The organism is Shinella sp. JR1-6, from assembly GCF_004284735.1.
Classification (GTDB): domain Bacteria; phylum Pseudomonadota; class Alphaproteobacteria; order Rhizobiales; family Rhizobiaceae; genus Shinella.
This window is the reverse complement of record NZ_SHMI01000004.1, coordinates 266420-291578: the sequence shown is the minus strand read 5'-3', so window position 1 is coordinate 291578 and position 25159 is coordinate 266420. Positions and strand designations below refer to the sequence as shown.

Annotated in this window: 27 protein-coding genes; 12 read left to right on the top strand and 15 right to left on the bottom strand. The window is 64.4% G+C overall.

Going from position 1 to position 25159, the window contains the following annotated elements:
* Positions 1 to 138: 138 nt before the first annotated feature.
* Positions 139 to 1755: a hypothetical protein gene (locus EXZ48_RS09035; protein WP_130515431.1), complete on the top strand. Its 1617-nt coding sequence runs from the start codon at positions 139 to 141 to the stop codon at positions 1753 to 1755.
* A 12-nt stretch (positions 1756 to 1767) separates the two neighbouring features.
* Here EXZ48_RS09035 and EXZ48_RS09030 read toward each other — a convergent pair whose 3' ends face one another.
* A complete protein-coding gene (locus EXZ48_RS09030) occupies positions 1768 to 2184 on the bottom strand; it encodes an Lrp/AsnC family transcriptional regulator (RefSeq protein ID WP_023515667.1) in 417 nt (138 codons plus the stop codon).
* Between the two features lie 138 nt (positions 2185 to 2322).
* Between EXZ48_RS09030 and EXZ48_RS09025 the strand changes: the two genes are divergently transcribed.
* Positions 2323 to 3966, top strand: coding sequence for a M20/M25/M40 family metallo-hydrolase (locus tag EXZ48_RS09025; RefSeq protein WP_245461977.1), 1644 nt, complete (start codon positions 2323 to 2325; stop codon positions 3964 to 3966).
* 163 nt (positions 3967 to 4129) lie between these two features.
* On the opposite strand, the gene EXZ48_RS09020 is transcribed toward EXZ48_RS09025, so the two are convergent.
* The 3 genes from EXZ48_RS09020 to EXZ48_RS09010 form a co-directional block, all read right to left on the bottom strand.
* Complete coding sequence (locus tag EXZ48_RS09020; RefSeq protein WP_130515429.1) at positions 4130 to 5353, bottom strand: PLP-dependent aminotransferase family protein; 1224 nt, start codon at positions 5351 to 5353, stop codon at positions 4130 to 4132.
* A gap of 467 nt (positions 5354 to 5820) precedes the next feature.
* On the bottom strand, positions 5821 to 6840 hold the full coding sequence (ilvC, locus tag EXZ48_RS09015; protein ID WP_023515598.1) for a ketol-acid reductoisomerase: 1020 nt from the start codon (positions 6838 to 6840) through the stop codon (positions 5821 to 5823).
* 59 nt (positions 6841 to 6899) lie between these two features.
* Complete coding sequence (locus tag EXZ48_RS09010; RefSeq protein ID WP_023515599.1) at positions 6900 to 7541, bottom strand: TetR/AcrR family transcriptional regulator; 642 nt, start codon at positions 7539 to 7541, stop codon at positions 6900 to 6902.
* Between the two features lie 409 nt (positions 7542 to 7950).
* Here EXZ48_RS09010 and EXZ48_RS09005 point away from each other — a divergent pair, with 409 nt between their 5' ends.
* The 5 genes from EXZ48_RS09005 to EXZ48_RS08985 all read left to right on the top strand — a co-directional run bounded on the left by EXZ48_RS09005 (position 7951) and on the right by EXZ48_RS08985 (position 10699).
* Positions 7951 to 8331 carry a hypothetical protein gene (locus tag EXZ48_RS09005; RefSeq protein ID WP_037407109.1) on the top strand — a complete coding sequence of 127 codons (381 nt, stop codon included), beginning with the start codon at positions 7951 to 7953 and terminating at the stop codon, positions 8329 to 8331.
* Between the two features lie 118 nt (positions 8332 to 8449).
* A complete protein-coding gene (locus tag EXZ48_RS09000) occupies positions 8450 to 8749 on the top strand; it encodes a hypothetical protein (RefSeq protein WP_130515427.1) in 300 nt (99 codons plus the stop codon).
* A gap of 10 nt (positions 8750 to 8759) precedes the next feature.
* On the top strand, positions 8760 to 9122 hold the full coding sequence (locus EXZ48_RS08995) for a DUF4087 domain-containing protein (protein ID WP_130515425.1): 363 nt from the start codon (positions 8760 to 8762) through the stop codon (positions 9120 to 9122).
* Between the two features lie 202 nt (positions 9123 to 9324).
* Positions 9325 to 9534, top strand: coding sequence for a cold-shock protein (locus EXZ48_RS08990; protein WP_024270543.1), 210 nt, complete (start codon positions 9325 to 9327; stop codon positions 9532 to 9534).
* Between the two features lie 151 nt (positions 9535 to 9685).
* On the top strand, positions 9686 to 10699 hold the full coding sequence (locus EXZ48_RS08985) for a helix-turn-helix domain-containing GNAT family N-acetyltransferase (protein WP_130515423.1): 1014 nt from the start codon (positions 9686 to 9688) through the stop codon (positions 10697 to 10699).
* On the opposite strand, the gene EXZ48_RS08980 is transcribed toward EXZ48_RS08985, so the two are convergent.
* Together EXZ48_RS08980 and EXZ48_RS08975 are read right to left on the bottom strand one after the other, a co-directional pair.
* Positions 10641 to 11885: an NAD(P)/FAD-dependent oxidoreductase gene (locus EXZ48_RS08980; RefSeq protein WP_130515422.1), complete on the bottom strand. Its 1245-nt coding sequence runs from the start codon at positions 11883 to 11885 to the stop codon at positions 10641 to 10643. The genes EXZ48_RS08985 and EXZ48_RS08980 overlap by 59 nt on opposite strands.
* Positions 11886 to 11928: 43 nt before the next feature.
* Positions 11929 to 12336, bottom strand: a complete 408-nt coding sequence (locus tag EXZ48_RS08975) for a helix-turn-helix domain-containing protein (protein ID WP_050744594.1) — start codon at positions 12334 to 12336, stop codon at positions 11929 to 11931.
* Between the two features lie 168 nt (positions 12337 to 12504).
* On the opposite strand from EXZ48_RS08975, the gene EXZ48_RS08970 reads away from it, so the two are divergent.
* Positions 12505 to 13392: an NmrA family NAD(P)-binding protein gene (locus tag EXZ48_RS08970; protein ID WP_130515419.1), complete on the top strand. Its 888-nt coding sequence runs from the start codon at positions 12505 to 12507 to the stop codon at positions 13390 to 13392.
* A gap of 43 nt (positions 13393 to 13435) precedes the next feature.
* On the opposite strand, the gene EXZ48_RS08965 is transcribed toward EXZ48_RS08970, so the two are convergent.
* Positions 13436 to 14188: a pyridoxine 5'-phosphate synthase gene (locus EXZ48_RS08965; protein ID WP_023513502.1), complete on the bottom strand. Its 753-nt coding sequence runs from the start codon at positions 14186 to 14188 to the stop codon at positions 13436 to 13438.
* A 248-nt stretch (positions 14189 to 14436) separates the two neighbouring features.
* Between EXZ48_RS08965 and EXZ48_RS08960 the strand changes: the two genes are divergently transcribed.
* Complete coding sequence (locus EXZ48_RS08960) at positions 14437 to 15534, top strand: hypothetical protein (RefSeq protein ID WP_130515417.1); 1098 nt, start codon at positions 14437 to 14439, stop codon at positions 15532 to 15534.
* 328 nt (positions 15535 to 15862) lie between these two features.
* Positions 15863 to 16540, top strand: a complete 678-nt coding sequence (locus EXZ48_RS08955) for a MerR family transcriptional regulator (RefSeq protein WP_050744608.1) — start codon at positions 15863 to 15865, stop codon at positions 16538 to 16540.
* Positions 16541 to 16619: 79 nt separating this feature from the next.
* On the opposite strand, the gene EXZ48_RS08950 is transcribed toward EXZ48_RS08955, so the two are convergent.
* Entirely contained in the window at positions 16620 to 17747 is a 1128-nt protein-coding gene (locus EXZ48_RS08950; protein WP_023513703.1) for an ATP-dependent RecD-like DNA helicase, read from the bottom strand.
* A gap of 189 nt (positions 17748 to 17936) precedes the next feature.
* Between EXZ48_RS08950 and EXZ48_RS08945 the strand changes: the two genes are divergently transcribed.
* Entirely contained in the window at positions 17937 to 18983 is a 1047-nt protein-coding gene (locus EXZ48_RS08945; protein ID WP_130515415.1) for an AbrB family transcriptional regulator, read from the top strand.
* A gap of 6 nt (positions 18984 to 18989) precedes the next feature.
* On the opposite strand, the gene EXZ48_RS08940 is transcribed toward EXZ48_RS08945, so the two are convergent.
* The 5 genes from EXZ48_RS08940 to EXZ48_RS08920 form a co-directional block, all read right to left on the bottom strand.
* Positions 18990 to 19358: a hypothetical protein gene (locus EXZ48_RS08940; protein ID WP_130515413.1), complete on the bottom strand. Its 369-nt coding sequence runs from the start codon at positions 19356 to 19358 to the stop codon at positions 18990 to 18992.
* A 98-nt stretch (positions 19359 to 19456) separates the two neighbouring features.
* Entirely contained in the window at positions 19457 to 19819 is a 363-nt protein-coding gene (locus EXZ48_RS08935; protein ID WP_023513700.1) for a nitrile hydratase accessory protein, read from the bottom strand.
* Complete coding sequence (gene nthB, locus EXZ48_RS08930) at positions 19806 to 20465, bottom strand: nitrile hydratase subunit beta (protein ID WP_130515411.1); 660 nt, start codon at positions 20463 to 20465, stop codon at positions 19806 to 19808. Before nthB ends, EXZ48_RS08935 begins: the two co-directional genes overlap by 14 nt.
* Positions 20462 to 21088 carry a nitrile hydratase subunit alpha gene (nthA, locus tag EXZ48_RS08925; RefSeq protein ID WP_023513698.1) on the bottom strand — a complete coding sequence of 209 codons (627 nt, stop codon included), beginning with the start codon at positions 21086 to 21088 and terminating at the stop codon, positions 20462 to 20464. The genes nthB and nthA overlap by 4 nt, the downstream gene beginning before the upstream one ends.
* A gap of 35 nt (positions 21089 to 21123) precedes the next feature.
* Positions 21124 to 21717, bottom strand: coding sequence for a LysE family translocator (locus EXZ48_RS08920; protein ID WP_023513697.1), 594 nt, complete (start codon positions 21715 to 21717; stop codon positions 21124 to 21126).
* 126 nt (positions 21718 to 21843) lie between these two features.
* Here EXZ48_RS08920 and EXZ48_RS08915 point away from each other — a divergent pair, with 126 nt between their 5' ends.
* Complete coding sequence (locus EXZ48_RS08915; protein ID WP_130515410.1) at positions 21844 to 22689, top strand: aldo/keto reductase; 846 nt, start codon at positions 21844 to 21846, stop codon at positions 22687 to 22689.
* 90 nt (positions 22690 to 22779) lie between these two features.
* Here EXZ48_RS08915 and ilvN read toward each other — a convergent pair whose 3' ends face one another.
* Both ilvN and EXZ48_RS08905 read right to left on the bottom strand, forming a co-directional pair.
* Positions 22780 to 23352 (bottom strand): acetolactate synthase small subunit, encoded by a 573-nt coding sequence (gene ilvN / locus EXZ48_RS08910; protein WP_023515971.1) that lies wholly within the window; start codon positions 23350 to 23352, stop codon positions 22780 to 22782.
* A 19-nt stretch (positions 23353 to 23371) separates the two neighbouring features.
* A complete protein-coding gene (locus tag EXZ48_RS08905) occupies positions 23372 to 25150 on the bottom strand; it encodes an acetolactate synthase 3 large subunit (protein ID WP_050744586.1) in 1779 nt (592 codons plus the stop codon).
* Positions 25151 to 25159 lie beyond the last annotated feature (9 nt).

Below are 25159 nucleotides of genomic sequence, written 5' to 3'. Positions count from 1 at the left end.
TTCCGGCAATGCCCGGCAAGTGTAACCGGCTGACCGGCAATGGAAAGCCGCTTTTCGTCGCTCGCGGAATAAACCGGCTTGCCACACCGTTACCCAGTGCGGATGATGCGCATTCCGGTTGCGGGCGGAGGATCGCTCATGGGTGTTGTTTCCTGCACAGTACGGGCATTCCTGGCCGCCTGGTTCGCGCTGTTCCTCCTTGCCTTTTCGCCCGCCGGCGCCGCGGAAAGCTACATTACCGGCCCCGGCGAAGCCGCCCGCGCGGCAGGGCGGGTCGCCGAAGCGCTCGGCAAGACGCCGCGGGTGCACACGATCCGAATCACCGAAAAGGAAGTGAACCTCGTCGTCGAGGGTGCCGGAACCGGCGACGTGGATGAGTGGCGGGTGCGTCAGGCGACCCGCCTCCTCTTCTTCCAGGCCGAGATCGTCGGCGGCCCGTCCGCGCGATCGGCGCCGGCCATGGTGTCCGATCTTGCAAGCGGCCTCTTTCCGCTCGATGCGGTTCCCCTTGCCAAGGCCGACCAGGTCGCCACCCACGCCATCGGCTATGCCAAGCTCGAAGGCGGCGGCGCGGTGCAGTCGATCGAGATATCGCGGCGCGTGAACCTTCTGCCGACGCCCTCCTATGGCGATATCCGCTGGGCGATCTACGTCGCTTCGCCGCGTGAAAGCGCCACCGTCTATGCGGATGCCGAGGGCACGATCATCGGCGGCGACCTCTCCAACACCAACCGCGCCCGCCAGATGGATTTCTTCAGGGACGAGGACTGGCCGAAGGAGGCCGCGCTGGAAAGCCTCGCCTCCGTCATTGGCAGCAAGCCCATTGTCCGCGATCTGACGGTCTATCCGAAATCCGTGCAGGTGAAGGCCGACCATCCCAGCCTGCCGGAAACCACGGTCGGCTATTCCTGGGACATTTCCGGCGTCACGCGCTCGCCCATCACGTCGCCGATGTTCCCCGGCACATCGGCTTTGCCCGGCTTTTCGATCGGGGATGTCGACCTCTCGAAACTCTCGATGATCCGCGACAAGGCGAAGGCTGCCTGGCAGAACGACAAGTCGACGATGAGTTACATGATGCTGAAGCTCTCGACAGACGGCCCCGGCAAGCCGGAGCTGCGCTGGGTGGTGCATTTCACCGATCTCGGCCAGCCGGGAGAAATGACGCTGTTCAGCGCCAGCGGCACCGTGGAGGTGACCACGGACGGCACCGTGCGCGCCGCCAACCTGCCCGATGCCCGCAAGCCGAAGCGCAACTGGCTGGATCCGGCCACGGCATGGCAGACGCTCGACACGATCGGCGAGCAGTTCGGCAAGAACGCGCGCTTTGCCGAAATCATCATCAGCAAGGATTCGATGAGCCTGCTCGCCGAAGTGCCCGATACGCCCGGCACCATGCGCGACTACAACGCCAACGATCGCGGCATCACCGCCTCGAGCATGATGATGCCGTGGGATGCGGAGTTCCGGCCAGAGCGGCTCTTCCGCATGCAGGACCTCGCCTTCTTCTCCACCGAAAAACTCGGCGCGCTGACAGCCCGCACCTTCACCCGCCTGCAGGTGGGCTCGGAAATGGCCGTGGCACGCTACACCTTCTCGATCGGCCAGCTGATGTCGCCGGACGGCAGCTTCATGGTGCCTTCGCCGGACGGCAAGGTAACGCTGGAAATCCGGCTGGAGGCGGCCGATGGCTGGAAGGGTGGACGCATCACCTATTCCTCGACCGGCGAGGAAATCGACATCGTGATGCCGTAGGCCTGCACGCGCTCACAAGGTCGTCAGCAGCAGGCTGGTCTCCGATTTCGAAACGCCATCCATCGCGCGGACGCCACGCAGCACGCGCTCGAACTCCACTAGATTGTCCGCGTGGATTTCCGCCACGAGATCCCAGGCGCCGTTGGTCGTGTGCAGCGCCCGGACTTCCGGGAGACCGCGCAGCGCCTGGATCGCGGCCAGCGTCTTCTGGCCGGTGATCTCGATCATCATGATGGCGCGCACGGCATGCGGGTCGTCCGCCTCGGTCACGCGCACGGAAAAGCCGGCAATGACCCCGTCGCGCGTCAGCCGCTCCATCCGGTTCTGCACCGTGCCGCGCGAGACCTTCAGCTCTTCCGCGAGAGCGGAAAGCGAGGCGCGCCCATCCTTGCGCAGCAGGGCAAGGAGCTTGCGGTCGATCGTATCCATCACACCTGCCGAATTGTCAGTTTCTTCTGCCGAAACGACAATACGACCCGCAATTTTTCCAAAAAATTGCCGTTTCGCCTGCCGTTGTCCTTGGCTAGCCTTGTGCTTCCTTCAATGCAACCGCTTTCGGCAGGTCCCATGACAAACGACACCGCACATGCCATCGCAACCGAGCGAACCCGCGCGCTCTCGCTTCTGATGACCCGCTGGCCGAGCGTGACGGGTTCGCCGGACGAGGCGGATTTTTCGCAGAAGTTGCGGGCGCATCTTGCCGAAACACCCTATTTCAGCCGCCACCCGGAGCAGCTCTTTACCGTGGACAGCCATGGCGATCCGCTGACGCGAAGCGTCGGCGCGCTGGTGCGCGGCAGCGGGCGGCGCACGGTGGTGCTCGCCGGCCATTTCGATACGGTCTCGATCGCCAATTACGGCACGCTCGCGCCGCTCGCCTGCGATCCCGAGCCGCTGACCGAGGCGCTGGTGAAGGAACTCGAAAGCCGGCCGCTGAATGCCGCGGAAACCAAGGCGCTGAAGGATTTCAAAAGCGGCGATTTTATCGCCGGGCGCGGCCTGCTCGACATGAAGAGTGGCCTTGCCGCCGGCATCGCAGCGCTGGAGCGCTTTGCCGGATTGGAGATCAAGGAAGGCAACATTCTCTTCGTCGCGACGCCCGACGAGGAGAACCGTTCGCGCGGCATGCGCAGCCTGCGCAACGCGCTGCCGGAGATCAGCCGGCGCTTCGACCTCGATATCGTCGGCGGCATCAATCTCGATGCCTCGAGCTGCGAGCGCGACGGCGAGGAGGGCCGCGCGGTCTATCTCGGTTCGATCGGCAAGTTCGCGCCCTTCGCCTTCGTCATCGGCCGGCCGACCCATGCCGGCTATCCGTTCAACGGCACGAGCGCCCACCGCATCAGCGCCGAGATCGTGCGCGCCATGGACACCGTGCCGGAACTCAGCGACGAGGCCTTCGGCGAGCGCTCGCCGCCACCCGTCTGCCTCGAGGCGCGCGACATCCGCGACGGCTACGACGTCACGACGCCGGACCGCGTCTGGCTCTCCTTCAACTGGCTGACCCACCGGCGCAGCGCCCGCGACATCATCGGCGACTTCCGGACACTCGTTTCCGGCGCGCTGGAGATCGCGCTTCGCACGCAGGACGCCCACGCAGCGCGCTATCGCGGGCGCGACGCGGGCAGGACCGACGGCCTCGTGCTCGACTATGCCGAACTGCAGGAGCGGGTGACGGCGCGCGGCGGCAGTGCGGCGCTCGCCCGGCTGAAAGCCCTCGACGCCTCGCTTGCCGGCAGCACCGATCCCCTGAAGGTCAGCCGCGAGATCGTGTCGGCAGCAGTGACCGAGGCGGGCATCGAGGGCCCGGCGGTGATCATCGGCTTCGGCAGCCTGCATTATCCGCTGGTGCATCTCGACCAGTCCGAGGCCGGCCGCCGGATGCAGGCCCGGCTTCAGCCGGTGATGGAGGAGGCCGCAGCGCGGCACGGCACCTCGATCAAGTTCAAGCAGATCTTTGCCGGCATTTCCGACATGAGCTTCTTCGGCCATCGGCCGGAGGCCGGCGAAACCGGCCTGCTCGCCGCCAACACACCATCGGCGGCCTTTACCGACGATGCGCCGGACGGCCTGATCACCTTCCCGACGGTCAATATCGGCCCGTGGGGACGGGACTATCACCAGAAATGGGAGCGCGTGCATGCACCCTATACGTTCGGGGTCTTGCCGGATCTGGTGTTCGAATCGGCGCTGGCCTGCCTGGAGGAATAGGCCCCTCATCCGGCCTGCCGGCCACCTTCTCCCCGCAAGCGGGGCGAAGGGATATGGAGTGCCGGCTTCCCAACCAATGACCGGTTCGTGGACCACGTCCCCTCTCCCCGTTTACCGGGAGAGGGTTAGGGTGAGGGGCAAACCCTACCGCATCCGAAGCGGATCAGGCCGCAAGCCGCTCGCTGGCGAGCAACCGGCCGAGGCGGGAAATACCTTCCTCGATGGTCGCAGCGTCGGCACAGGAGAAGCTGAGACGCAGCGTGTTCGCGCCGCTGCCATCTGCATGGAAGGCCTGACCGGGCACGAAGGCGACCTTCTCCGTCTCGATGGAACGGGCGAGCAGCTTTGCGCCATCCATGCCTGCCGGCAGCGTGACCCAGACGAACATGCCGCCTTCCGGCTTCGTCCAGGTGACGCCCTCGGGCATGTATTTCTGCAGGGCAGCGAGCATGGCGTTGCGGCGCGCGCTATAGGCCGCCTTGATCTTCGCAACCTGTGCATCGAAACCGCGCTCGGCGACGTGGGCGATGGCCATCTGGTTGATGGTCGAGGAATGCAGGTCGGCCGCCTGCTTCATCAGAACGAGCTTGCGGATGACGGGCGCTGCGGCGACGATGTAGCCGACGCGCAGGCCAGGCGCGAGCGTCTTGGAGAAGCTGCCGCAATAGATGGTACGCGCCGCATCGATGCTGCCCTTGCGGTCGATTTCCAGCGCCAGGATCGGCGGGATGGCCTCGCCGTCATACCGCAGCGACTGGTAGGCGGCGTCCTCGATGACAGGGATTTCCAGCTCTTCGGCGAGCTCGAGCAGCTTTTCGCGGCCCGCCCGGTCGACCGTCTCGCCGGTCGGGTTGGCGAAATCGGCGGAGAGATAGGCGAACTTCACCCGGCCGCCAGCTTCCGTCGCCGTCGCACGATAGGCCTCCGGCGTGCGGTTGCCGGAAAGGTTCAGCCGGTCATAGGTCGGCTCATAGGCATTGAAGGCCTGCAGCGCGCCGAGATAGGTCGGCCAGGTGACAAGCGCCGTGTCCTTCGGCGACAGGAAGAGCTTTCCGAGATAGTCGAGGCCCTGCTGCGAACCGGAAACGATGAAGACGTTTTCCGCCGAACAGGTGATGCCGATCTTGCCCATCTCGCCGGCGAGCCAGTCGCGCAGCGGCTTGTAGCCCTCGCTGACGGAATATTGCAGGCCCGCCGCCGCGCCCTCGCCGGCCAGCACATCGGTGTAGGCGGCGGAGAAGGCTTCCTTCGGAAACAGGGCCGGATCCGGAATGCCACCTGCAAACGAGATGATGTCGGGTCGTTCCAGGAGTTTCAGCAGTTCACGGATTTCGGATGCCTTCATGCGCGACGCACGCGTCGCGAAGGCTTGTTCCCATTTGAACATAGGGGTTTCCTCGGGCTTGTTGTTTGAACCCACCTCATCACGGCGCAGTATTTATGTCAATAATGCTGACCTAAATATTCGCACCAATAGAACATGCCCGCGACCCGAGGTTTCGCGCGGGTCTAATCTGGCCGCAGCATCCCTGCCCCGGCACCCGTTTCAGCGGAACACAACGCTCAGGTGGCGCGGTCGCTGTACAGGCCGAGCAGGATAAGCATGGCTATACTGCTCAGGATAAAGAGATCGAACCAGGCGAAGTATTGCATGATGGTGGACATCGCATTTTCCTCCCGACAGCGGAACGAAACACGCGCGTATTTTGTTCCTGTTCGCGCCTCGTGGCAAGTTTATTACTTGCTGCGCCGCAAAGAAGGAAAAGGATGCACTGCATTATTTCAGGTTGCCTGAAATAGAAAGCCGGGCGGAAAACCGCCCGGCCGGTATCGTCTTGCCTGGAGCAGAAGCGATTAGTTGACGGTCTTGTCGACCAGCTTGTTCTTGCCGATCCAGGGCATCATGCCGCGCAGCTTGGCGCCGACTTCCTCGATCTGGTGCGAGTCGTTGTTGCGGCGGATACCCTTGAAGCGGGCGCCGCCGGCCTTCCATTCCTGCATCCACTCGGAGGTGAACTTGCCGGTCTGGATGTCGGCGAGGACGCGCTTCATCTCGGCCTTGGTCTCGGCGGTGATGATGCGCGGGCCCGTGACGTATTCGCCCCACTCGGCCGTGTTGGAGATCGAGTAGTTCATGTTGGCGATGCCGCCTTCATAGATCAGGTCGACGATCAGCTTCACTTCGTGCAGGCACTCGAAATAGGCCATTTCCGGTGCGTAACCGGCTTCGACCAGCGTTTCGAAGCCGGCGCGGATGAGCTCGACGAGACCACCGCACAGAACGACCTGTTCGCCGAAGAGGTCGGTTTCGCACTCTTCCTTGAAGTTGGTCTCGATGATGCCCGAACGGCCGCCGCCAACGCCGCAGGCGTAGGAGAGCGCGAGGTCGAGGGCGTTACCGGAAGCGTTCTGGTGAACGGCGACGAGGCAGGGAACGCCGCCGCCCTTCTGGTATTCGCCGCGAACGGTGTGGCCCGGGCCCTTCGGCGCGATCATGACGACGTCGACCGAAGCCTTCGGCTCGATGAGGCCGAAATGCACGTTGAGGCCGTGTGCGAAGGCGATGGCGGCGCCGTCACGGATGTTGCCGGCGATTTCGCCCTTGTAGATGTCGGCCTGGAGTTCGTCCGGGGTCGCCATCATCAGGAGGTCGGCCCACTTTGCGGCTTCGGCGACGGTCATGACCTTGAAGCCGTCGGCTTCGGCCTTCTTGATGGTCGGCGAGCCGGCCTTGAGGGCGATCACGAGGTTCTTCGCGCCGGAATCCTTGAGATTCAGGGCGTGCGCACGGCCCTGCGAGCCGTAGCCGACGACGGCGACGTTCTTCGCCTTGATGAGGTTGAGATCGGCATCACGATCGTAATAGACGCGCATGGATGGTTCCTTCCCTTAGCTGGTCTGTTTCCATTGAACCGGCGGGTTCGCCTGCCGGCTTATCCTTTCACGCCATGAAGCGTCAGGAAGGCATCGACCGCCTTCTCCGCGCGCGGCGAGAATTCCTTTTTGAGCGCTGCGGCATTCTCGCCGAGCAGCATGCGCAGATGCATGTCCGAGACGATCAGGCCGTAGAGCGTGCCGTATGCCTCGTCCGCACTGTCGAAGGCAAGCAGCTTCGCCTTGCGGCCCGCCTCCAGAAGGGCCGCAGCGCGCTTGCTGATCTGCCGGCGGCCGCGCTCCTGCAGGAGGCGGCCGAGACCGGCGCCCTCGCGGCTCGCCTGGCCGATGGCAAGACGGTTCAACGCCAGCGACACATCGCCCGAGAGCACATCGATCAGGTCACGGGCAAAGGCGACGAGATGCGTGCGCAGCGTCTCGGCCGTCAGGGCGCCCGCCCCCACCTCGACCGTACGCACCTTGCCGGCCTGATAGGTGATCATCGCCGAGATCAGCCCGTCGCGATCGCCGAACCACTTGTAGAGGCTCTCTTTCGAACAGTTCGCCGCGCGGGCGACACCGGCCGTCGTCAACGCCCGCTCGCCCCCCTCCACCAGCAGGCCGAGCGCACGCTCCAGCACCGCGCCCTGACGTTCCGTCAGTCCCGCGGCCGCAGCCCCCGCCTTTGCCTGCTCGAACACCTGCAAGATATCCACCCGATCGATTGCGTACCGTACCGTACGGTTCTGTGCTTTCTAGCGATCTGCGCGCCGAAGGTCAACAGCCTTCTGACAAAGAAGAAAAGAAGGGTGATTTGCCCTGCCGAATCTCTTTTCAACCGGGCCATGCGACATGCAACAATCGCTGCAACGCACAATGAGATCGAAATTTTCTTTCCGCTATGTCGCTGATTTGAAACATAACTCCCCATCAAACGAGCAAACGGCCCGCCCAGGACAAAATTTTTCGCTTCCCAATCCGTTTCCGCTCGTTAAGATTTGTGAGACCTGCGGTGCAGCAGGGCCGATCGCGTCGCGCATCGGCAAGCCGGCATCCAGGCTTTCAGTCAGGAGTACGACGCCAACCGCCCTTACGCCAAGGAGACAGAAAATGATGAATTTCCTGCCAGACCTTCACGAAGGACATGCTCCCATCACTCTGCAACAGCTGTTTGGCGCCGCCCTTGAAGCGCTCGACGCCTGGGAGGACGAGCGCGCCGAACCGATGGTGATCTACGAGGACCAGATCGTGCCCATCGGCACCGTCTTCGAAAGCATGCGCGCGTGCACCGATATCCTGCCGCGCACCCTGGTGGACATCGTTTCCGACACGCTCGCCCGCAATCCGGCAACAGCCGAAGCGGAGATCAGCACGTTCGGCGACGCCGCCCAGCTGGCCGGCGCCCTTGTCGAGCAACGCCGCCTGTGCGGCGAGGCCGCGATCGCCGCCTTCCTCGATCATCACCGGGTCGACAAGCGCCGCCCGGCGTGATTCCCACCGGTCCCGCCAAGGGCGGGACTTTTTCTTGCATGGGCCGATCAACACGCGAATAAGAGGCAGGCGCTGCGCGTTATAGCTGCGCCTGCTCTCCTGCGACGGATCCGCCCCCATGCTTCGTCTCCTTGCCTCAGCTCTGCTTCTCTCCACCCTGTCGGCCCACGCCGCCGAGGAGCCACCCTATGTCGGCACCTGGGATTGCGAGGTCTCGACCTTCACCTTCACCGCCGAAACCTATGATTCCGGCGAAGGACCGATGCCGATCCTGAAAAGCGAACAGGACGGCGGCGCCTACACGCTGACCTTCGCCGACGACTACCGCATCGGCCTAGCCAACATCACCGCCAGCGAGATGGACTGGGTCTCCGAGGCCAGCGGCGACACGTTCCATTGCAAGAAAATCAAGAATTGAGGACGCGACGATGAAGAAGCCGATCCTTTGCACCCTGCTCGCCCTGCTGGCCACCGCCCCTCTTGCCCTGGCAGCCGAGACCCGCTGCGGCTGGCTGCAGAACCCGACCCCCGCCAACTGGTGGCTGGACGACAGTGAGGGAACCTGGACGCTCATGACGCAGGGTGCCGGCGACGAGCCTGCCGGTTTCGACCGGATTCCCGACATTTCCACCGGCGACTATGTGCGAACCAACGGCAACTACGGTTATGCCTGCGCCTGCATGAAAGTGGAGACCGACGCCTCCGAAGGCCGGATCGTCGCCATTCACAGCTTCCGGCAGCTGCCGATTTCACAATGCTCGAACGATACGGCGCTGCCGGCGGTCGAATGAAAACCATAGGCGATCCGGCCCGCACACATCTTGACCCGGAACGCCGAACCACCTATTTCTCTCGCATCGAGATTTGAACGTTGACTTCTGCATTTGCAGGCGCTCGCGCCTGCAGTTACGAACCTACCCTTCAAATTCGACCTCCCATGGTCGCCATCCCGGCGGCCGAAGATTGATTTGACGGCTTAGGAAAGGTTTCGTCATGGCAACTGGTACCGTAAAATGGTTCAACACGACCAAGGGTTACGGCTTCATTCAGCAGGACAGCGGTGAGCCGGACGTTTTCGTCCACATCTCCGCCGTTCAGCGCGCTGGCCTCGCAGCGCTCAACGAAGGTCAGAAGGTCAGCTTCGAGCTGATCCGCGACCGCAAGTCCGGCAAGATGTCGGCTGACCAGCTCGTCGCAGCCTGATAGGCCGCTACAGCATTGGAATTGGAAAGGCCGGAGCAATCCGGCCTTTTTTGCATCTGCTCTCCAGCTCTCCCAGGCGAGCAATGGCGACCACACAAATTACTTGACTGAGTCAAATAAATAGCAACGATGGTGATCGAAGGAGATCATCATGACGGCTGTTACCCATGAGGAAGCCAGTGCGGACACGATCGAAGCAGTCCGCGCTTTCAACCGCTTCTATACGAACCGTATCGGCGTGCTCGACCGCGCCTATCTCGACACGCCCTATACGCTGACCGAAGCGCGCGTCATCTACGAGCTCGCCAATGGCGGCGCTACCTCCGCCTCGCAGCTGACGACGGAGCTGTCGCTCGACCCCGCCTATGTCAGCCGCATGTTGAAGAGCTTCGCAGGCACCGGTGTCATCGACATCCGCAAGGACCCTACCGATGGCCGCGGACGGTTGCTGAGCCTGACAGAGAGCGGCCGGACAGTGGCAGCCGACCTCGCCACGCGGTCGCGGGCGAGCATCGCAACCCTGATCTCGCCGCTTGACGCCACCGCACGGCGCCGGTTGACGACGGCGCTCCGTGACGTCACGACCCTGCTCGCCGGGAAAAACCCTCCAGCCCCGATCGAAATCCGCCCCCACCGGGCCGGCGATATGGGCAGGGTGATTGCCAGCCAGGCGCAGAGCTATGCCGAGACCTATGGCTGGAACGAGGAGTACGAGGCGCTGGTCGCCGAGATCTGCGCGAAGTTCCTGCGCGATTTCGACCCGGCCTTTGAACATTGCTGGATCGCCGAGCGGGATGGCGCCCTCGTCGGCAGCGTCTTCCTGGTGAAGGCGAGCGAAACGACGGCCAAGCTGCGCCTGCTGCATGTCGACGGCGCGGCGCGCGGCCACGGGCTTGGCACACGACTGGTGACGGATTGCATCCGTTTTGCGCAGGGCGCCGGCTACAGGCGGCTGGAGCTCTGGACGAACGACATTCTGACCGCCGCCCGCCGCATCTATCAGACGGCCGGTTTCACGCTGGAGAACGAGGAGCCACACCACAGCTTTGGCCAGGATCTCATGGGGCAGACCTGGGCGCTCGACCTTGCCGGCTGGCAGGAGCCGTTCACGCCTCCTGCAACGCGCGCTCCAGCCAGCGGCATTCCTGAAGCCCGGCCCGTGTGAAGGGGTCAGCGAGCGTGCCGGAAACGATGGCCGCAAGGAGCTGCGGTGCCGGCGGTATTTTCGCGACCGTCGCCACCAGCCGGTCGCGCAGCCAGGCGATCGCCCGGGAATCCGACTGATAGAAGGGCGTGAACACGTAGGAGAGCAGCTGGAACAGCCGCACATGGTTGCGCCGGGCAGCCGCGTAGGCCGCCAGCCCCTCCTCCACGGAGGCGGCCGTAGACAGGGCATGCGCCAGCGCCGCCGCATCGAGCAGCGCCATGTTCGCCCCCTGCCCGAGCTGCGGGCTGGTCGAATGGGCGCTGTCGCCGATGAAGGCGATGCCGTCGGCCACGGGCGGCAGCGTGGTGCGGTGGGCATAGCGGGCGAGCGTCAGCTGGTCCCAGTCCTTGATCTGGTCGAGGAAAGGTGCGGTCTGCGGCCAGTAATCGAGGATGCGCGCCTTCCAGCGGGCAAGACCGGCCTGCTGCACCGCGTCCGCATCGGCCACCTTCAGGCTCCAGAAGAAGGCGACCTTGCGCCCCTCGCCCGGGTGCCCCCGCCCGACCGGCAGCACGCCGATCATCACCCTGGCCGCGTCATAGCGCTGCGCGAGAGCCCGAGCATCATGCGGTATGCCGTCACAATCGAGCGTCGCCCAGAAGGCACCCCAGGGCAGTTCGCGCACATCGGGCGCCACGACGGACGCGGCGGCAAGCTGCGAACGGGCGCCCGTCGCGTCGATCACCAGGTCATAGTCGCCGACGATCTCGCCCTCGGGGTCGTGCAGGGCGGTACGGGCCTGCCGCGTCTCGGCCTTGGCAAGCGTGATGCCGGTGCGGACCGGCAGGCCTGCTGCTGTCACCGCATCATGCAGCGTCGTAAAGAGTGCCGCCCGATGCACCGCAAGGCCATAGCGGCCGCCGGCCAGCGCATCATAGCGCACATCGAGCACCGTGCGGCCGCTCCGCGCATCGGCACCGTGCAGCCGGTCGATGCGGTTGCCCAGCGCATGAATGGTCGGGGAAAGGCCGAGCGCATCGAGCACGGTGAGCCCGGTCGGCTGCATCAGGAGGCCGGAACCGACGGGCGACGGCTGCTCGAAGCGCTCGATCAGTTCCACCCGGTGGCCCGCCCGCGCCAGAAACAGCGCCGCCGCAAGCCCCGCGGGCCCGGCGCCGGCGATACCGATATCGAGTGGCTTCATGGCCCTTTTCCCGCATGCAGCGTCCGGCGCAGCGGCCGAAGCGTCAGTCCTGAGCCGCGTCGTAGGCCTGTCGGGCGGTCCGGATCGCGGCGTGGTTCTCGGTAGACCACTGCACGAGGGAGCGCAGAAGCGCAAGGAAGGAATGGCCGAGCGGCGTCAGGCAATATTCGACGCTCGGCGGCTGGGTGGGATAGACGGTGCGGGTGAGATAACCGTCGCGCTGCAGATCGCGCAGCGTCTGGGTCAGCATGCGCTGCGAAATATCGGGAATGAGGCGGCGCAGCTGCGAAAAGCGGCGCGGCCCGTCGGCAAGGCCGAGAACCATCAGCGACGTCCACTTGCCCCCGACACTGTCCAGCACGTCGCGTACCGGACAATCGTCCATCGACATTGCAACACCATCGACCAGAAACACGCGCTCGCCCTCTGCGCGATCAACGATCTTGTTCATAGCCGGTTCCCTTCAGGTAACCACCGCATAAAAAACTGCCTTCTTTACAGCTCCTAACAGATTACCAGATAAGAGCAAGTCTCAATAAGAGAGCAACACGCAGCAGGTCCCGGGCGTCTCCCCGCCACGCCTGCAGGACCGGCCGCAAGGCCCCAGAAAGGCAAAGACATGACCGACACAGTTCTCGTTACCGGCGCTTCCGGCCAGCTCGGCCGCCTCGTCATCGACACGCTTCTCGCCTCCGGCAAGCTTGCGCCCGCCAACATCATCGCCACGACCCGCGACGTTGCGAAGCTCGCCTCCTATGCCGACAAGGGCATCACCGTGCGCGCCGCCGATTTCGACGATCCCGCCTCGCTCGACGCGGCCTTCGCCGGCGCCGGCAAGGTGCTCATCATCTCCACCGACGCGCTCGACACGCCCGGCAAGCGCCTCGCCCAGCACAAGGCGGCCGTCGCCGCCGCAGCGAAAGCCGGCGCGAAGCACATCCTCTATGCGTCGATGCCGCAGCCGGACGATTCGCTCGTCACCTTCGCCCCCGACCATCTCGGCAGCGAGGAGGCCATCAAGGCGACCGGCATCCCCTACACGATCCTGCGCGACGGCTGGTATGCGGAAAACCTCTTCATGTCGCTGCCGCATGCGCTGCAGACAGGCGCCTGGTACACCTCGACCGGCGCAGGCAGGATCGCCCACATCACCCGCGCCGATACTGCCGCCGCCCTTGCCGGCGCCGTGCTGAAGGCCGGCAGCGAGAGCCGCACCTATACCCTGACCGGCACGAAGACGCACACGGCCGAGGAGATCGCCTCTCTCGTTTCCGCGGCGACGGGCAAGCCGCTTGCCGTCGTGCACGTCACGGATGCCCAGCTCGCCGAGGGTCTGAAGGCAGCCGGCCTGCCGGAAGGCTTCGTGCCGACCATCGTCTCCTTCGACGCCAACACGCGTGAAGGCAAGATCGCCATGGTGACGGAAGACGCACAAGCGCTTTCCGGCCGCACACTGACGTCCTTCGAGGACTTCGTCGCCGCGAGCAAGGCTGCATTTCTCGGTTGATGCGGCTATATGTGCGGCGCTCGAACGGGCGCCGCACGGATTGTCAGACGTCCTGGCCGCAGGCGCGGCAGAAGCGCCGGACGGTTTCCGCCATGCCGTATTCCAGCGCATCCGCTGTCAGGCCGTGGCCGATCGACACTTCGGCAAGGCGCGGGATGCGCGCGACGAGCGCCGGCAGATTGGCAACGGTCAGGTCATGGCCGGCATTGACGTCGAGGCCGAGCTCGAAGGCGATATCCGCCGTCTCCCCGAGCAGTTCGGCAATCCGCACTGCCTCGGCCGGATTGTCGTAGCAGCCGCCATAGGGGCCGGTATAGAGCTCGATCCGATCCGCACCGACCTCCTTCGCGATGGTCAGCGCCTCGCGGTCCGGATCGCCGTCGGCAAAGACGGAGACACGCAGGCCGAGCTTCTTCAGCCGGCCGACGATGTTGCCCAGAAGATTATGATTCTTGCGGAAATCCCAGCCATGATCGGAGGTCGCCTGGGAGGGATCATCCGGCACGAGCGTCACCTGCTCGGGGCGGTGCTCCTCGACGAGCTGCATGAAGCTCTCTTCCGGAAACCCCTCGATGTTGAACTCGGCACCGGAAAACTCGGTGTCGATGAGGCTTCGGATCGGCGCCAGATCGGAAAAGCGGATATGGCGCTGGTCTGGCCGGGGGTGCACGGTGAGGCCGCTTGCGCCTGCCTGAAGGGCGATCCGGCCAAGGCCGGTGACGCTCGGCCAGGGTAGGTCCCGACGGTTGCGCAGCATGGCAATGGCGTTGAGATTGACCGACAGTTTCGCAGGCATGGCGACACAAACTCCTCTTGCTGGGCACAAGGTCTAGCCTGTTGTTTCCACAAGGGCAATCGCCTCGAAGGCCCGGCGCACCGCAGTCTTGCGGCTTTGTGGCGGGGGCCTGTGCATGCCCCCTTGCCGTTGCGCAAGAATCACCGGTAGAATCCCCGTGATTTTTGGGGGATGCCGTGTGCGGCGTCCCGTCTTGGGGAACGGAAAGGAAATCGGGCAGCAGCGATGGTCTCCTCTGTGGCGACACCATGAGCAGGACCGACAGGCCGGCGTGCGAGCGTGTGCGGCGCGCGCTGGATGCCATCATCGCGAGCGAAGCATTCTCCCGGTCCGAGCGGCTGCGCTCGTTTCTTTCCTATATCGTCGAGAACGAACTCTCCGGCAAAGCAGCCCAGCTGAAGGGCTACAGCATCGGCATCGACGTTTTTGGACGGCCGCCGGGTTTCGATGCCGGCAACGATCCGCTCGTACGCGTCCAGGCCGGCAAGCTGCGAAAACTGCTGGAGCAGTATTACGAAACGGAGGGCGCTGGAGACCGCCTGCGCATCCGCGTTCCCCTCGGCAGCTACGTCCCGGAATACAGCGCCGCCGTCGACAAGCCGGAGGCCGCGGACGAAGCCCGGAACCTGCTGCCCTCCGTCACGCGGACACCCCGGCACACGCCGGACACCCGTCGTTCCTGGCTTCCCGCGCCGATCTCCTCGCCGCTCGCCCTGCTCTCGCTGCTACCGCTCTTTTTCCTGGCGCCCTCGATCTATCCGGACACGTCCAGTGTGGCGATCGCCAAGGCGCAGCTTATGCTGTCGGTGCAGAACAAGCTTGCAGGACGCGTCCAGGCGCTGCCGAGCCTCGACATCCTGCAATGCTGGCCATCGGGCGGCGAGTGCAATGCGCTGGCCCGCGCCATTGCCGGAGCGGCCGGCTACCACAGAACCGTGCATCTCGTCGGTTCGCACAAGGAGGAGGAACCGCACGCGCTGTCCTATGCCATCCGCATCGAGAACCGGCCGAACGGCCAAGGCATCTATGCCCGGTTGATCCACGAGCCGTCTGGCACCACGGTCTTCACACGCCACTTCTCGCGCGAACAGCTGCGCAGCGAGGGCGGCATCGCCTATGAAGCGGTCACCTTCACCGCCCGCACCCTTACGGCCGCCGGACCGCTCTATCGCCACGCCATGCGCATCGGCGTGGCCAGCAACCTCATGGAATGTCTCGCGAAGGTGGAACAGGACCCGCCGCGCGGAACACCCGTTGCCGATGAGCCCACCGCCTGCAATCTGCTGCCTGCGGCGCTTGCCGGCGTGTCGCCGACGCAAAGCCCCTTCACCACCTTGACGCGTTGAATCTGCCGCACCCAACCGAGAGGCGTCACCAGAAAATACATCCCTAGATATAACGATAGGCACATGCCCCCCGGGGGTTTATTTTACGATGCAGGGCGGATTGGTAATGTGTGCCGCTCGGATTCAGAATCCTGCACAATTGAGTCGCACATGGGATTCAGAATCCTTGCACGATCGTATACAGTTTCATCGGCATGCACAGTCGGCGAAACGATGAAGGGCATAGTCCGCCGGCTTGTCACCCAGCCTTCACAGTGAAGCTGGTCACGGGCCGGCGACCGGGGGTTAAGCACATGACCAATCTACTTGTTTGCGAGCTGCTTTCATGATGACCAACGAGTCTAAGAAAGCCGACAGCCGGCAGGGCGCGCGCAGATCCATCCGTTTTCTGCCGGTCGCGCCCTTGCCGGAGAACCTGCCTGACGGGCGCCTTGCGATAGCGGACATGGCCAACGCCTTCGGCGTGACCCACCGCACGCTGCATTTCTACGAGGAGAAGGGCCTTTTGACCGCGGCCCGCGTCGGCCCCATGCGGGTCTACGGCCCGGATGAAATCCAGCAGATGGCGGTGGTCAACACCTGCCGCGAGACGGGCATGCCCGTCGCAGTGATCCAGGAGCTGCTGGAGCGCCTTTCCGCTGCCGAAAACCAGGAAGAAGCCGATGGCATCTTCCGCAACGCCATGACCGCGCGCAAGCGCGAGCTGGTGGCGCAGCAATCGACGATCCGCCGGCAGATGCAGCAGATCAACGAACTGCTCGACTTCAGCTCCTCCCACGAGCCGGAGACGAACGACAACACGCCCAGCGCCCATCTGACACCCGCCGAGCATCGCTGCCTCGCCCTGATGGCGGAAGGTTATCCGACGAGCCGCATCGCCCGCGCTCTCGAAATCGAGCCCGGCGAAGTGCAGGTGATGGAAAAGAACATCATCACGAAGTTCGACAGCAACAACCGTTTCCAGGCCGTCGCCAAGGCGGTCATGCTCGGCATCGTCGGTCACTGAGACCGATGAGACGGGCCGGACATGACGACCGGCCCCTTCCATCCGCTTCCTGAAGAGCGGTCCGCCGTGCGGGTCCTATCTATCGCACGATGGTAAGCGTTTCCGCGGCGCGCGTAATGGCAGTGTAGAGCCAGCGTTCGCGCGTGTCGCGGAAAGCGTAACTTTCATCGAACAGCACGACATTGTTCCACTGCGAGCCCTGCGCCTTGTGCACGGTCAGCGCATAGCCGAAATCGAATTCGTCATAGCGCTTGCGGGTCGACCACGGAATCTCCTCGTCGAGATTCTCGAAGGCAGCCTTCAAAAGCTTGATCTTGGCCGCGCCGCGATCCATGTCGTCGTCTTCCGGCCGGATCATCAGGTTGATGCCGGGCTTCACCGTCTCCTTGGACGAACTCATCACCTGCCAAAGCGAGCCGTTGAGCAGGCCCTTGGCCGGGTCATTGCGCAGGCAGACCAGCTTGTCGCCCGATTGCGGATAGTCGGTGGTGAACCCCTTCAGTTCACGCAGGCGCTGATTGTAGCGCCGCCGCGTGCGGTTCGTGCCGACGAGCACCTGATCGGCATCGAGCACGAGCGACTGGTCCACCTCGTTGCGGCCGATGACGCGCGCAGCACCATAGTCGCCAAAGTCGATCTCCCGGCCCTCGCGCACCTGCATGGCGAGCTGGATGATCGGATTGTCGCGCGCTTGCCGGTGGATATCCGTCAAAAGGTAGTCCGGCTCCTGGTTGGTGAAGTAGCCGCCGCCGGACACTGGCGGCAGCTGGCCGGGATCACCGAGCACGAGGATCGGCGTGCCGAAACTCATCAGGTCCTTGCCGAGCGCCTCGTCCACCATCGAGCATTCATCGACAACGACAAGGGCGGCCTTGGCCACCGGGCTCTGGCGGTTGATGGAGAACATCGGCGCGATCGAGGTCTTGCCCGTCTCTTCGTCCGATACCTCTTCCTCGCCGCGCGGACGGTAGATCAGCGAATGGATCGTCTTGGCATTGCTCGCGCCCTTGGAGCGCAGCACCTGGGCCGCCTTGCCGGTGAAGGCGGCGAACAGCACCTCGCCGTCGACATTTTCTGCAAAGTGGCGCGCCAGCGTCGTCTTGCCCGTTCCGGCATAGCCGAACAGGCGGAACAACGGTTCGCGCCCGTCCTTCAGCCATCGCGCGACGGCCTTCAGCGCTTCATCCTGTTGGGGTGCAAATTCCATGTCCGGACTTGGCAGGATTCGGCGCTGCGAAGCAAGGGGGACATGGCTGTTTCACGATACGGCGGCAGGAAACGCCCCTTCAGCGATTTCCCCCTGTTCGCAGGCGCCCTGCCGCGCTATTGAGAGCCCAATTTTCCGGAGCAATGCTTGTCCCGCGCCTCTCCTCCCGCAAAGAGCACCGTCCCGCCCATGGGGTTCGGCAAACTGCCCGCCGCCCTGCAATGGCTCGCGGTCGGCGCCCTCTCGGTTGTGACAACGGTGCCGCTGGAACTCGGCGGCTTTCCGGCCGCCCTCCTGATCGGGCCGATGCTGGCCGGCATCGCCGTGGCGCTGGGCGGGGGAACGATCCGCCTGCCGCGCATCTTCTTCTTCGTCGTTCAGGTCGTTCTGGCGCTGATGATCGCCACCACCGTCTCCGAGGATTTCCTCGGCACCTTCCAGCGGAACTGGCCGCTCATGCTGTTCGTCGTGGCCTCCGTCATCAGCGTCAGCACTTTGTGCGGCTGGCTGATCACCCGCACCGGCATCCTGCCCGGCACGACGGCGATCTGGGGGTCTTCGGCCGGCGCCGCCTCGACCATGATGATGATGGCGGAAGCCTATGGTGCCGATGCCCGGCTTGTCGCCTTCATGCAATATCTGCGCGTCGTCTTCGTCGCCAGCCTTGCTACGCTCGTCGCCCATTTCGGCGGGCACGACGGGGTGGCAGTACCGCCGCATGCCTGGTTCGAGCCGGTTCCGCTGCCGCCACTCGTCTCCATGCTGGCAGTCGGCATCGTCTGCGGCCTCGCCGGCCAGAAGCTGCGCATCCCGGCCGGCGCCTTCCTGGTGCCCTTCGCGCTTGCCGCCGTGCTCAATGCATCGGGCACCGTCAAGATCGAACTGCCGCAATGGCTGCTCGTCATCGCTTTCACACTGCTCGGCTGGAACATCGGCCTCGGCTTCACCCGCGCCATTCTCCTGCATGCGCGACGGGCGCTTCTGCCCACCGTGCTCTCCATCGTCGCGCTGATCAGTTTTTCCGGCCTGCTTGCCGGCCTGCTGGTCCTCGTGCTCGGCATCGACCCGCTGACGGCCTATCTCTCGACCAGCCCCGGCGGACTTGATTCCATCGCCGTCATCGCCGCCTCCAGCAATGTCGACGTCGCCTTCGTCATGGCGCTGCAGACAGCCCGGCTCATCCTGGTGACCCTGTTCGGTCCCTGGCTCGCCCGCTTCGTCGCCGATCGGGCGTGAGAGCTTTCAAAAGCGCGAAAATCCGGTGAGAGACGGCATGATCACACCGCGCCCGTCCTCCAGGAACAGCGAAAGGCCCCGCACCACCTCATCGCTCGGATTGCCGTAGACTTCCAGCCGCTCCACGGTGCAGTGCTCGGAAACGCGCTGGATATGCGCATCCGACATTTCCCAGTGATGCAGGACATCCGCCGAATTGCGATAGAGCTGATAGCTGACCGCCCGCATCTCCGCCTCGTCGATGAACGCCCGCACCATCAGCTGTGGCGCGTTCTTCTCCACGAAATCGACCGCGGCACGCACGGCTACGCAGAAGGGTTGCAAGCGCCCGGTCTTGATCCTCATCACATTTCGAAAGAGCAGCTGGTCCGTCATCAGGGTCTCCATTGAGTGATTGGAGCGCCTTATGGAAGCTCAACCATGGTTGAGGTCAATAGGGGTTTGCGCCTCGGAAAAACGTCCTGCGGGCCCGGCTAATCGCCAGGCGCATTTTCGAGGAGGATGGGGCTGCCGTGCGGCGTCGCTTCGGCGGCGCGGGCCCAGCGGTCGGACAACGCGGCCTGCTCCACCTCGCTGGCAACGCCACGGGCGGCCAGCAGCGTAGAAAGCGCGGCGACCCAGCAATCGAAATAGTCCGCGCCATCGACCGCCCGTCCGGACCGGTGAACCTCACGCGACAGGGCTTCGGCCCATTCGCCCCACGTGAAGACGCCTCGTTCGTGGAGACGCACCGTCATGGCGAAGGCCTGTGCCTGCCAGGGCTCGGCAAAGACCGGATCGCCCTCGAGGGATTTCGGCAGGCCGGGCGAATCGGCGGGCGTTTCACACCGGCTCAAGATAGCTCTCCCAGGCGTCGATCGATACGGTGAGACCGGTTGCGGCCCCCTCGCCCCAGATCTCGGCGCCGTCGAAGACGACGGTATAGATCCATTGCGGGTTCTCGCCCTTGCCATGCGCGCTGTCATCCGGAAAGACGAAAGCGCCCTGCACGGTCTCGACCACGCCGATCTTGCCGCGGGCATAGCGCGGCAGGCGCGTATGCGTCGCCGGATTGAAATTTCGAGTGCGTACACGCGCGCGGGCGGCAAACCGCGGCGCCGTGTCGAGTGGACGATCGCACGGCCCGCCCCGGGCGAGAACGGCCGGAACCATCTCCGCCGTCAGCACGCGCTTGGGCGGCGTGCCCTTTTCCAGCATCCGCCCTTGGGCAAGCTCCGCCCCGCTGACGAAGCCGTGGCGCTGCAGCAACGTTTCCAGCGCCCGGATCCAGATCTCGTAGTAGCTCGCGGCAAGATAGGTGGCCGGCGGGATGTTTTCCCGCGCATGGCGGCTCTCGTCGATGGTCCAGGCACCGAAGGCGCCGCAGGAGAGCGTTACGCCGAGTGCCCGCTTTTCCCATTCGGCGTGGAAACACGGCTCGCTCGCCTCCGGCGCAACGGGACCGAAACCGTGCAGGCCGCCGAGATCGTGTGGCCCGTTCATGCCCGCCCCTCCGGGGACAGGGCCAGCCCCGTGCCGATCATCGCATCACGCGTCACGAGGTCGGCAAGCGCTTCCTGGTCGAGCCCCTCGCTGCCCGCCGGCCGCGCAGGCACGACGAGATAACGCAGCTCCGCCGTCGAATCCCACACGCGGACCTTCCGGTCCTCAGGCAGCGTGACGCCGAACTCCTCCAGCACACCGCGCGGGTCCATGACGGCACGCGCCCGGTAGGCCGGCGCCTTGTACCAGACCGGCGGCAGGCCGAGCACGGACCAAGGATAACAGGAGCAGAGCGTGCAGACGACGAGATTGTGCGTCTCGCCATCGTTGAACACCGCCCGCATATGCTCGCCCTGCCGGCCGGTATAACCGAGGCTGGCAATCGCCGCCGTCGCATCCCGCTTCAGCCAGGCGGCGAAGTCCGGCTCTGCCCAGGCCTTGGCAACGACGCGCGCGCCGTTGCGCGGACCGATCTTCGTCTCGTAGGTCTCCACGATGACGTCGATGGCCTTCGGATCGATCAGGCCCTTTTCCGTCAGGATGGTTTCGAGCGCACGCACGCGCGCTTCCATCGGCGAGAAGTGGTTGTCGTGATGATGGTCGTCATGATCGTGGTCGTGCATGGCAATCCCTCCCGTCCGGCTTCCGTTGTACGCCGCTAGCGCAGCATCGGCCAGAGGCTTGCGACAAGCAGCAGCGCCATCGATATGTTGAACCACTTCAGTCGTACCGGGTCTGACAGCCATTGGCGCAGCGCCGAGCCGAAGCCCGCCCATGTGGAGACGCTGGGGAAATTGACGATGGCGAAGGCGACGCCCACGATCAGCACGCTCATCGTGTAGTTGGCCGAATTCGTGTAGGTCGCCATGGCGGAAACGGCCATGACCCAGGCCTTCGGGTTGACCCACTGAAACACCGCGGCTTCGAGGAAGCTCATCGGCCGCGCGCCCGTCTTACCCTCGCCCAGCGAGCGCGACGTGCCGATCTTCCAGGCGATCCAGATGAGATAGGCGCCGCCGGCGACTTTCAGCACCGTGTAGACCATCGGCACCGCCTCCAGGAGCGCGCCGAGCCCGAAGCCGACGGCGAGCAGCAGCACGAGGAAACCGACGCCGATGCCGCACATATGCGGGATCGTGCGCACGAAGCCGAAGTTCACGCCCGAGGCAAACAGCATCATGTTGTTCGGGCCGGGGGTGATGGAGGTGGTAAAGGCAAAGACCAGAAGCGCCAGAAAAATCTCGATCTGCATGGGAGGTCCTGAATATCCCGGTTGTTTTTTCCGATTGATAGTCCATCTCCTTGCAACGACCAGCCAATTCTTGTCATGCACGCAATTTGAATGGCTGATGCATGGCCCTTGCAAGCGGAGCGCAACATGAAAGCGGAACTACCGGCAGTCACTTTCCCTGGCGGTCGGCAGGTGCCGGCCCTCGGGCTCGGAACCTGGCACATGGGCGAAGGCGATGCCTCGATGGCCGAAGAGGCGAACAGTCTGCGCACCGGCATCGATCTCGGCATGACGCTCATCGATACGGCGGAAATGTATGCCGATGGCGGTGCCGAAACCGTGGTCGGCGAGGCGATCAAAGGACAGCGCGACGCGGTGTACCTCGTCAGCAAGGTGCTGCCCTACAACGCGAGCCGCAGCGGTACGATCGCCGCCTGCGAAGCGAGCCTGAAACGCCTCGGCACCGACCATATCGACCTCTACCTCCTGCACTGGCGCGGCAGCCATCCACTCGCCGAGACGGTCGATGCCTTCGAGACACTGAAGGCGCAAGGCAAGATCGGCGCCTGGGGCGTCTCCAACTTCGACCAGGACGACATGGTCGAACTGCTCGACGTGGCGGAGCCGGCGCGCCCGCTGGCCAATCAGGTGCTCTACAACCTCGCCCGCCGCGGCATCGAATATGATCTGTTACGCTGGAGCCAGGTGCAGGGCGTGCCGATCATGGCCTATTCGCCGCTCGACGAGGGCCGCCTCGTCGGCCACCCGGTGCTGAACGAGATCGGCCGCATCCACAAGGCGAGCTCCGCGCAGATCGCCCTTGCTTTCCTTTTGACCCGCCCCGGCGTCATCGCCATCCCGAAATCCGGTTCGCCGGACCGGGTGCGTGAAAACGTCCGCGCCGCCGAAATCCGCCTGACCTCGGAGGATCTGCGCCTCCTTGACGAAGCCTTCCCGCCGCCCACACGCAAGCGGCCACTGGAGATGATCTAGGAACGAAAAAGGGGCCTTCGCGCTGTGGCGGAAGGCCCCTGTGATGTTTTTTCCCGCCTCCAAAGCGAAGGCGGGCAGCCCGTTATCGGCTCACATGCCCTGCGGGCCGCGGTTCATCGCGGCAATGCCCGTGCGGCACACTTCGCTGAGGCCGAGCGGCTTCATGACGGCCACGAACTGGTCGACCTTGGACGACTTGCCCGTGATCTCGAAGATGAAGTGGTCGGTGGTGGCGTCGACGACCTTGGCATGGAAAGCATCGGCAAGGCGCAGGGTTTCCGCGCGCATTTCGCCGGAACCCGTGACCTTGACCAGCGCGACCTCGCGCTCGATCGGCCGCTCCTGGCCCATCACCTTGGCACGAACGGTGAGATCGACAACCCGGTGCACCGGCACGATGCGCTCGAGCTGCGACTTGATCTGTTCGAGAACACCGGGCGTGCCACGCGTCACGATGGTAATGCGCGACAGATGCGCCTCGTGTTCGGTCTCCGAGACGGTGAGGCTCTCGATATTGTAGCCGCGGCCGGAGAACAGGCCGATGACGCGGGCAAGAACGCCCGGCTCGTTGTCAACGAGCACGGAGAGCGTGTGGCTCTCGGCGACCTGCGTTTCCTTGGCGATGAAATAGGCAGAGCCGGTGGGCTGAAGGTGTGCGTTCATAATTGTCTCTACCTCTACATCAAACGAGCTGGCGACCCTTGGCGTCGATCGCATTGGCGACCGCTTCGTCCGTGGCCTCGTCCGGCAGCAGCATTTCGTTGTGCGCCTTGCCCGACGGGATCATCGGGAAGCAGTTGGCAAGGTTCGCCACGCGGCAGTCGAAGATGACCGGACGCTTGACGTCGATCATTTCCTGGATCGCGCCGTCGAGATCGCCGGGCTTGTCGCAGGCGATGCCGACGCCGCCATAGGCTTCCGCGAGCTTGACGAAATCAGGCATCGCCTCCGTGTAGGAGTTCGACAGGCGGTTGCCGTGCAGGAGCTGCTGCCACTGGCGGACCATGCCCATATACTGGTTGTTCAGGATGAAGATCTTGACCGGCAGGTTATACTGGACCGCGCAGCTCATTTCCTGGATGCACATCTGGATCGAGGCGTCGCCCGCGATGTCGATGACCAGGCTGTCGCGATGCGCGACCTGCACGCCGATCGCCGCCGGGAAGCCATAGCCCATCGTGCCGAGGCCGCCCGAAGTCATCCAGCGGTTCGGATGCTCGAAGCCATAGAACTGCGCCGCCCACATCTGGTGCTGGCCGACTTCCGTCGTGATGTAGGTGTCGCGGTCCTTGGTCAGCTCGTAGAGACGCTGGATGGCATATTGCGGCATGATCACGTCGTCGCTTGCCTTGTAGGCGAACGAGTTGCGCGCCCGCCACTTGGCGATCGACGTCCACCAGTCGTTCTGGACCGTCTTGTCGTAGTCCTTGGCGGCAGCACGCCACTGGCGGACCATGTCCTCCAGGATAGCACCTACATCGCCGAGGATCGGAACATCGGCGCGGACGTTCTTGTTGATCGAGGACGGATCGATGTCGATGTGGATCTTCTTCGAATTCGGCGAGAAAGCATTCAGGCGGCCGGTGATGCGGTCGTCGAAGCGCGCGCCGATGCAGACCATGACGTCGCAATCATGCATCGCCATGTTCGCCTCATAGGAACCGTGCATGCCGAGCATGCCCAGCCAGTTCTTGCCGGAAGCGGGATAGGCGCCGAGGCCCATCAGCGTGGAGGTGATCGGGAAGCCGGTGATCTCGACCAGTTCGCGCAGGAGGCGCGAGGCTTCCGGCCCCGAATTCACGACGCCGCCGCCGGAATAGATGACCGGCCGGCGGGCCGAGCGCATCAGGCTGACGGCGGCCGCGATCTGGTTCGCATCACCCTGCAGCTTCGGCTGGTAGCTCTTCTGGATCGGCGCGGCGGACGGCGGCGTATAGGTGCCGGTCGCGAACTGGACGTCCTTCGGGATGTCGACGACGACGGGACCCGGGCGGCCGGACTGCGCGATGCGGAAGGCCTCGTGGATGACGCCGGCGAGCTCGTTGACGTCCTTGACCAGCCAGTTGTGCTTGGTGCAGGGGCGCGTGATGCCGACCGTGTCGCATTCCTGGAAGGCGTCCGACCCGATGAGCGTGGTCGGAACCTGACCGGTGAGGCAGACGAGCGGGATGGAATCCATCAGGGCATCCTGCAGCGGCGTGACCGCATTGGTCGCGCCCGGCCCCGAGGTGACGAGCATGACGCCGACCTTGCCGGTGGAGCGGGCATAGCCTTCGGCCATATGGCCTGCGCCCTGTTCGTGGCGCACGAGGATATGCTCGATGTCCTCCTGCTGGAATATCTCGTCATAGATCGGCAGGACGGCACCGCCCGGATAGCCGAAGATATGTTCTACGCCGTTGTCTTTCAGGGCCTGCAAGACAATTTCGGCGCCCGTCATCTGATTTTCTGTTCCGCTCATCGGATTTCC

What these genes read in the sequence shown, in the direction of transcription:
- EXZ48_RS08985 (WP_130515423.1), top strand. Translation starts at nt 9,686, where the DNA reads ATGACGGCTGTTACCCATGAGGAAGCCAGTGCGGACACGATCGAAGCA.
- EXZ48_RS08950 (WP_023513703.1), bottom strand. Translation starts at nt 17,747, where the DNA reads ATGGAATTTGCACCCCAACAGGATGAAGCGCTGAAGGCCGTCGCGCGA.
- EXZ48_RS08940 (WP_130515413.1), bottom strand. Translation starts at nt 19,358, where the DNA reads ATGACGGACCAGCTGCTCTTTCGAAATGTGATGAGGATCAAGACCGGG.
- EXZ48_RS09005 (WP_037407109.1), top strand. Translation starts at nt 7,951, where the DNA reads ATGATGAATTTCCTGCCAGACCTTCACGAAGGACATGCTCCCATCACT.
- EXZ48_RS08980 (WP_130515422.1), bottom strand. Translation starts at nt 11,885, where the DNA reads ATGAAGCCACTCGATATCGGTATCGCCGGCGCCGGGCCCGCGGGGCTT.
- nthB (WP_130515411.1), bottom strand. Translation starts at nt 20,465, where the DNA reads ATGAACGGGCCACACGATCTCGGCGGCCTGCACGGTTTCGGTCCCGTT.
- ilvC (WP_023515598.1), bottom strand. Translation starts at nt 6,840, where the DNA reads ATGCGCGTCTATTACGATCGTGATGCCGATCTCAACCTCATCAAGGCG.
- EXZ48_RS08905 (WP_050744586.1), bottom strand. Translation starts at nt 25,150, where the DNA reads ATGAGCGGAACAGAAAATCAGATGACGGGCGCCGAAATTGTCTTGCAG.
- EXZ48_RS08965 (WP_023513502.1), bottom strand. Translation starts at nt 14,188, where the DNA reads ATGCCTGCGAAACTGTCGGTCAATCTCAACGCCATTGCCATGCTGCGC.
- EXZ48_RS08975 (WP_050744594.1), bottom strand. Translation starts at nt 12,336, where the DNA reads ATGAACAAGATCGTTGATCGCGCAGAGGGCGAGCGCGTGTTTCTGGTC.
- EXZ48_RS08995 (WP_130515425.1), top strand. Translation starts at nt 8,760, where the DNA reads ATGAAGAAGCCGATCCTTTGCACCCTGCTCGCCCTGCTGGCCACCGCC.
- EXZ48_RS08920 (WP_023513697.1), bottom strand. Translation starts at nt 21,717, where the DNA reads ATGCAGATCGAGATTTTTCTGGCGCTTCTGGTCTTTGCCTTTACCACC.
- EXZ48_RS08915 (WP_130515410.1), top strand. Translation starts at nt 21,844, where the DNA reads ATGAAAGCGGAACTACCGGCAGTCACTTTCCCTGGCGGTCGGCAGGTG.
- EXZ48_RS08970 (WP_130515419.1), top strand. Translation starts at nt 12,505, where the DNA reads ATGACCGACACAGTTCTCGTTACCGGCGCTTCCGGCCAGCTCGGCCGC.
- EXZ48_RS09025 (WP_245461977.1), top strand. Translation starts at nt 2,323, where the DNA reads ATGACAAACGACACCGCACATGCCATCGCAACCGAGCGAACCCGCGCG.
- EXZ48_RS08945 (WP_130515415.1), top strand. Translation starts at nt 17,937, where the DNA reads ATGGGGTTCGGCAAACTGCCCGCCGCCCTGCAATGGCTCGCGGTCGGC.
- EXZ48_RS09030 (WP_023515667.1), bottom strand. Translation starts at nt 2,184, where the DNA reads ATGGATACGATCGACCGCAAGCTCCTTGCCCTGCTGCGCAAGGATGGG.
- EXZ48_RS08990 (WP_024270543.1), top strand. Translation starts at nt 9,325, where the DNA reads ATGGCAACTGGTACCGTAAAATGGTTCAACACGACCAAGGGTTACGGC.
- EXZ48_RS09000 (WP_130515427.1), top strand. Translation starts at nt 8,450, where the DNA reads ATGCTTCGTCTCCTTGCCTCAGCTCTGCTTCTCTCCACCCTGTCGGCC.
- nthA (WP_023513698.1), bottom strand. Translation starts at nt 21,088, where the DNA reads ATGCACGACCACGATCATGACGACCATCATCACGACAACCACTTCTCG.
- ilvN (WP_023515971.1), bottom strand. Translation starts at nt 23,352, where the DNA reads ATGAACGCACACCTTCAGCCCACCGGCTCTGCCTATTTCATCGCCAAG.
- EXZ48_RS09020 (WP_130515429.1), bottom strand. Translation starts at nt 5,353, where the DNA reads ATGTTCAAATGGGAACAAGCCTTCGCGACGCGTGCGTCGCGCATGAAG.
- EXZ48_RS08960 (WP_130515417.1), top strand. Translation starts at nt 14,437, where the DNA reads ATGAGCAGGACCGACAGGCCGGCGTGCGAGCGTGTGCGGCGCGCGCTG.
- EXZ48_RS08955 (WP_050744608.1), top strand. Translation starts at nt 15,863, where the DNA reads ATGACCAACGAGTCTAAGAAAGCCGACAGCCGGCAGGGCGCGCGCAGA.
- EXZ48_RS09035 (WP_130515431.1), top strand. Translation starts at nt 139, where the DNA reads ATGGGTGTTGTTTCCTGCACAGTACGGGCATTCCTGGCCGCCTGGTTC.